Source organism: Bariatricus sp. HCP28S3_D3 (assembly GCF_052065755.1).
Taxonomy (GTDB): Bacteria; Bacillota; Clostridia; order Lachnospirales; family Lachnospiraceae; genus Allocoprococcus.
In genome coordinates this window covers 1-7161 of the sequence record NZ_JBQHTK010000058.1, presented here as the reverse complement: position 1 = coordinate 7161, position 7161 = coordinate 1, and the positions used below count along the sequence as shown (strand labels likewise).

The 7161-nt window shown below is 33.2% G+C and carries 3 protein-coding genes; 1 reads left to right on the top strand and 2 read right to left on the bottom strand.

Going from position 1 to position 7161, the window contains the following annotated elements:
• The first annotated feature begins 228 nt into the window (after nucleotides 1-228).
• A complete protein-coding gene (locus ACTNB3_RS17385) occupies nucleotides 229-1155 on the top strand; it encodes a S1 RNA-binding domain-containing protein (RefSeq protein WP_441027198.1) in 927 nt (308 codons plus the stop codon).
• Nucleotides 1156-1284: 129 nt separating this feature from the next.
• Here the strand turns inward: ACTNB3_RS17385 and ACTNB3_RS17380 are convergent, their stop codons facing one another.
• Complete coding sequence (locus ACTNB3_RS17380; protein ID WP_441027196.1) at nucleotides 1285-4455, bottom strand: metallophosphoesterase; 3171 nt, start codon at nucleotides 4453-4455, stop codon at nucleotides 1285-1287.
• Nucleotides 4456-5176: 721 nt separating this feature from the next.
• A complete protein-coding gene (locus tag ACTNB3_RS17375) occupies nucleotides 5177-7066 on the bottom strand; it encodes a helicase-related protein (RefSeq protein WP_441027194.1) in 1890 nt (629 codons plus the stop codon).
• Nucleotides 7067-7161: the final 95 nt, after the last annotated feature.

Here is a 7161-nt window from a genome sequence, read left to right as displayed (position 1 = left end):
ATAACACGTTGAAAACTTATTGATCAGCTGAAGCGGAAACGCGTTCAGTTACATCCGGAAAGACTGATCAGCTCTTAGCGGAATGCGTGGTCAGATGAGCCGGAATTTGCAGGAACCAGATTATGATGACTTTTCAGAAGATCTGTTAAAAGATAATTGGTCAGATTCGTCTGAAATGGTTCCTTTAGATAAAAATTCCATCATGTCATAAACGAAAGGAGAACATTTATGTCAAACGAAATGATTACCAACACTACTGTATTAACTCTTGATTCCGATACCGTATTGGAAACTGCCCAGTCAAAAGCAGACCTGATCTGGCATGAGATCCAGAATGCATACCGTACCAGAAAGATTCTGACTGGTATGCTCGGCGGAATTGAAAAAACGGAAACCGGCAGTCTGATCGCAATTATTTACTACAAAGATTTCCGTACTGTCATTCCAGTCACAGAAATGATGATCAATCTGGTACAGGATGATGCCCATGATTATGGAGAACTGTCCCTACGCCAGAATAAGATTCTCAACAATATGCTCGGCTGTGAGATTGATTTTATTGTAAAAGGACTGGATGCAAAGACGCGTAGCATTGTAGCAAGCCGTAAAGAAGCCATGCTGAAGAAACGGCAAATTTTCTATCTGGAGAAAGATGCAAACGGTACCCCAAAGGTACACGAAGACCGTGTCGTGCAGGCAAGAGTCGTTGCAGTCGCAGAAAAAGTGGTACGTGCTGAAATCTTTGGAGTGGAAACATCCATCCTTGCTCGTGACCTTTCTTTCGACTGGCTCGGCGACGCCAGAGAACGCTTCCATGTAGGTGACCATATCCTGGTACGCATACTGGAAGTAAATACAGAAGATCCGGAACATATCACCGTCCGGGCAGATGTAAAAAGTGTGGAAGGCAATACCAGTAAAGAAAACATGAAAAAATGTAAAGTCCAGGGCAAATATGCCGGCACTGTAGAAGACATTCACAAAGGTACCGTATTTGTCCGGCTCTCCATCGGAGTCAACGCCATTGCTCACTCCTGCTATGACAGCCGTACCGTTGGAAAGAAAGATAACGTTTCTTTTGTCGTAACGCATATAGATGAAGAACGGAATGTGGCGGTAGGAATCATTACCAGAATCATTAAACAAAACCTGTAAGAGTGCTTTCAGGGGCAGGTTCTTTCTGCCCCTGAAAGCACTCTCAACAAAGTGTTATGCTTTTACTTCTCCGATTACATAAAATCCGGATTCCTTTCATATTAATATCTTTCATCAATACTTTAGAAATTAACTCACCAACTTTTTTCTTTGTAAATCATACTGCTGTTTTATTCGTTTCTTATACTCACCTTTCTTCGCTTGCATTTGTAATCGATTTTCACCAGAAATCTTAAACTGAACTTCAGTAATCAAATCAAGTAATACGTCATCCATATGCGGATTATTACCAAAATACCACATGCTATAGTAAATACCTAATTTTGCTAATATTAATTTCAAAAAATCTTTAGAATCTTCATCGCTTATATAATTCATTAGAAAAGTTTTTATGTTTCCATTTCCAATATCACATAGCAAAAAGGATAACATGAATCTGGTAAATTTTTTATCTTTATTATTTTGTATTAATTCATGAATTACTATATCTAATTTTGGTGTACCAACATTATCGACTATACAAAATTGAATCGCAATCGGAAGAACTACTTTCAGCAAATCTAACGTATTTTGTTTAATATTCTCGTATTCTTCATCTGTTAAATCCGGATGCTTTTCTTTTATTTCTGGTGGTAACTCTTCCTTTCTCTTCGTTGACAAATATGATGAGAATTCATTTATCATTAAACCGAACTGAAAATTCATTCCAAGCATATAATTCTCAAGATGTATCTTTTTTTGATCTTTATCCTCAGTCTCCGCATTTTTTATTACATTTCCATATATTAAAAGTAAATCCATAAACGATTCACTGTCCTCTACAGTATCAATTTTTGTTATTTCCATAGGAGATGCATCCTTCTTAGTAGTAGTAATTATTTCTTCCATTTCATCTACTTCCTCTATCGAACGACGACTCTCTGTTATTGATTTCCTAAACGCTGTTTTGTCCAATGGAAATTCAATATCAATACTTAGTTTTTCTATTTCATCTAGTAAATCCATATTTTCCAAGATAATTTCTGTGATTTCGTCATTCAGTCCGTTCAGTAATCCTGAGCAATCCTGTACTATACCAGAATAAAATGATATTTCATGAGAAAAATTTACTCTATTTTCTTTAGCCGTCATCAATTCATATAAAGATTTGTCTACTACTGCATAAGATGCAAGACAATACTCCATTATACTTGTATTACTAAAAAATACATAATCTCCATTAATACACAATATATTCTTTTCGAAAAAAATAACATCAAATTTCGACTGTGACTTTTTGAAACCTTTTTTGTTATGATACTCATCAACTATTTTGTCAAATTCCTCTACTGTAAAATAGTATTCATCCTTTTTGCACATTGCATATGCTAAGTAGCCCAAAAAATGTTGCTTAACATCATAATCATATTCACTTCTCTGAAAACCTTCAATTGAAAATTTATCTAAGACTGTTTCTAAATAAGTTCGCATGACTTTTCCTTCATTAATAGGGACAAAATTCCTATCGTTATCCCATATTGTCATAAAAACTGCAATATTAAAAGGCGTCATTGCAAAATTAATATTATTACAATACGTTACAATTTTTTGCGTCATTTCATTTGCATCAAAACCATCCTTACCTTCTCCCCATTTTGTAACCATTTCTCTAACCTGACGTTTGCCAAATACTTCTAAATATACTGGTTTACATTCTACACCTAAATCAGGGAGTTCTTTCAAGGTATAAGTCTGATAAAATTTTTCTTCTGCCGAAAATACAAATCTATTTTGCGGAAATGCCTTTGTAAAACTATGCATCCATCTAATATGATCAGCACTTGAAATATTAACATTATCAAATAAGCATAATACCTTCCCATTTGATAAAATGTTTCGAACCTGCTCTTTTGTAATTGGCACTTCATCTGACATATTATTAAAAATAAAGTTTTGACATGCAGTCAAAATTCTATCCTGTCCTTTACCCAGCTTTAACATATCAATATATATTGGTATTTTTTCGCTCTCACTCCGTGTATGCCATATACCAAATCTTTGTAATACTGTTGTTTTTCCGCATTCCTTTTTCCCAATCATTAAAATGTTCTCAGGGATTTCCATTAATTCACTCAGTAAAATAGGCTGTTCTTTTTTATCTTCCTTACGTTTAATTTCGCTCCGCTCATATTCTGATTTTTCAAATATTATGGGATCCACAAAAAAATCTCCAACTTTCTCCGGAGAATAGCTATCAATATTCTTCAACATAGTATATTTTTCTGTAGCCTCCTGATAATATTCACGTAATTGCAATTTTAAATCAAACTCCACTGCCTTGGCTTCATCATATGCTGTAAGCTGATATTGTACTTTCCCATTTTCATTTAATCGCAAAGCACGATCAAAGTCTTCTCTCGGAGATTTTAAATACTCCCTTGAATAAATACAACATGTATTTAATTCCATATCAATATCCAAAATAGAATATCCGGAATAATAATCATCAATTGGATACAATTTCCCAGAAGTATTATATATTGTTTTATACCTTTGAGTACATATTTGCTTATCCTGCAAATCATGTACGTGTCCATTTAAAACCAAATCAAAGGAATTTAATTTTCTCTCAACATTAGTCATCTCCAGTTCCGATAGCCAATCAAGCGGATGATGCATTAAACATATTTTCAAATCTGCATCTTTAATATTATTATAAAGGACTCCTACTTGATGTTCTCCTACTAGCAAGTGTCCTCGCTCTTTCCAACCTGCCCCAGTGGATCTCCACGCAGAATCTAACCCTGCAATTCCCACATTAATACCATTAATATTTTTTATTAACGAGTATCCCAAATTCCATGTTTCTGCACCTTTTACATAATTTTTATACATATAATCATAAAAATACTGTAATCGCCTTTTATACTCATCTTCCATTTCAAATATAGTTTCATTTATATCTTTTAAAGAAGATAGTGCTACCAAACCATTTTCCGTCATTTTTGCAATTTTCGTTTTATCAACCTCATGATTTCCAGGGATAAGTATGAATTCTTCTGTTGTTAATCCAGTTGCACTTAATAAAGGTTTGATAAAGTGCTCTTCTGCTAACGTGATTTGATTTTCATTTTCCAGTGCCCATTCACCTCTCCCAATCAAATCCCCAGCAAAACATATCAAATCAATTTGTATATCATTTTCTGATTCTACCTTCTTAATATCCTTAAGTAATTTTTCAACAATAATGTCTACTTCCGTTATTGATGAAGCATCTATATGTATATCTGAAACATGTAATATGCCAAGCTTTTTCATCATAAGCACCCTTTCCTTATTAACACTTCTTTTACTGTATATAGAGATTCTTGTCTAATAGTATTATAAAAAATCAAGATTTAAATTTTTCACTATTACATTAACTTATTTACATTATACAATTACAAATATTCTTCTGCAATCATTCCTCTTATCTTAGTTTCATTGCAATTTTTTAGGGTCAACTATAATCCAAAATCTTCCTGCATAGAATTGAACTTCAGAAAACAAAATCTACCAGACAAAAATCTTTTAGTTGTACAATGCTTCCCTTATTGTCACTGGTATCTGACTGTGTTACACTTAGAAAGTATAATTGAACAAGGAAGAATGCGGATGCAATTTCGAAACGCCCTCTAGTTTTTAGAAAGAGGGTGATGCCCATGAACACAATGGAAGTTCTTACTTTACTATTAGTAGTTTTTGCGGCTTTGACCTACATAGATAACCGACATAATAAGAAATAGCATCCACGATAACCCTAGGAAAGTTTGATGGATGCTATGTCTTAACATAGAAATAAATTAAATTTTACTGAGGGCATCAGATCTTGCATCTGATTACCTTTCTTAGTTAGATTATACACTGGGGGATGAGAGAAATCAAGTCCCCCTTTTTGACTTTATCCGGATCCTTATCCAGATACATATTTTCTCAAATTTCTGAAAACAAGCATTATTATCACCTATCCTTTTAAAGAACACCATACATACTCATTGTATTTTTAGCCGAATATTAGTTTAATAGCTTTTTCCTCGAAATATGATGGATATTCAGATAAATACGACAAAATATCATACTGAATATCAACAGTTCTCTTAATCAATCGTATTATTTCTTTTCTGCTTCCGGCTCTATATTCTTTTTCTATAATTTCCGCAAGATTCTTAGCAATAATACGATCATTAAAGCCCATTTCATACAATGTAATACTACATTGATTTTTCAATCCATATCGCATACGCTTTGATAATAATTTTAAATTGCTATTTAGGTCAGTATCATCCAAGTGATAATTTACATTCTCAATTATTGCAGCCATCATAAGTGTACAGTTATATCCGAAATAATTATCGCACAAATCGATTACTTGCTTTAATGAAATCAAACTATACCTGTGCCTTTGCAAAATCCTAATATTATTTTCAATTGCGTATTGCAATATATCCACATAATTCTCTCCCAAAATCCATTTTACCCCAACATTTACCAATTCGTCCGGTTTATTACAAACATGAATCAATGGGTAATCTGACGTAATTAATAATGGAAAAAGAACTTTTAAAAGCTCCTCTTCATTTTCACAACATGCAATATCAAAAATATGTTCCTCAATCCACTGCTCAATTTCTATCTCTTTTCGAACTCCTAAAAGTGACTTACTATATCTATTCCGCTTATCTGGCGTGGCAACTGTTTTTACAATAAATGAACCAATTAAATCTACTAAATGAAGCAAACGTTTCCTTTCATCATCAGTAGCCAAATAATAAGCCAATGTTTCCCTTATAATATCATGAATTGTATCTTTTGAATCATCATAAGTATCCTCAATTAAATAGAACAGTAAAAAACTTTCTATAGCTTCAATATTATTCACCATCTGAGTTACAATAAATTTTGCCTTATTGTATGTTTCCTCTTTTGCTTCTATCAAATCAGATAAATAATTATTAACTTCCTTTACAAAATCTCCGGAAACATAATGCTTTTCAAAAATATCTATTATCGTGTCCAAGTATTCTTCCATTTCGTCATCAACTCTTAACCAAGCTAATAATTCACTTGTACATGCCTCCGCCTGATTACAATTCAATAATTCTTTATAATTAAGCCATTTCCATTGTCGAAAAAAATCTTTTCGCATGCTATATACATGCGTTTCTGACAATATAATACTTCCTTCTGTATATATACCCGCCCTTCCAGCTCGACCTATAAGATTTTGGAAATCTCTCACTTTTATACGCTCCTTACTCTGATAGACCGTTGGAATAATTAAATAGCGAATTGGCAGATTGACTCCCTGTGCAAGTGTAGATGTACATGCAAGAAATTGAATTGCACCTTTTTGCATTGCATATTCAATAGAACTCCTCAATCCCATTGGAATTCCTCCATGGTGAGCAAACGCACCTTTTTGTGCAGCCAAATAATATACATTATCAGTTCCAAAATGTTTCTCAATTAAGTGCGAGATTTTTTCTATTTCCCTATTATCCGTATTTTTTTTAATATTTGATATGTCATATCCCCGTGTTTCAATATCTAATACTCGTTCTAATATTTTATCTGCTGTCTGCTTTTTTCCGCAGAATATAGTAGTTCCGCCATTGATGCAAAGATTAATTGCCAATGCAATAGCAACGTCATTTTTATTTTTATTTCCTCCATTATTTATTTCAGGAAATACTCTCACTTTAGTTTCTTTTCCAAGTCTTTGTATTTCTGTCTGAGTTATTACTCTGGGAACATAAAATTCTTCTTCGTCTGGTCTGTCTGGATTAATAAAATAAAGATATATATATAATTTTTTATTTTCTTGATCAAATATAGTATCAGCAATGCTTACTGTCTTCTCTGTTGTTTGTATAACATTACTAAGACTTCCCATACCCAAAATGGGCTTCGTACCTTGAAAACTCAATATTTCAGCTAACAAAATAGCGATTTATGCTTTAGCTGCCCACGAATCAAGTGCATTTTGCA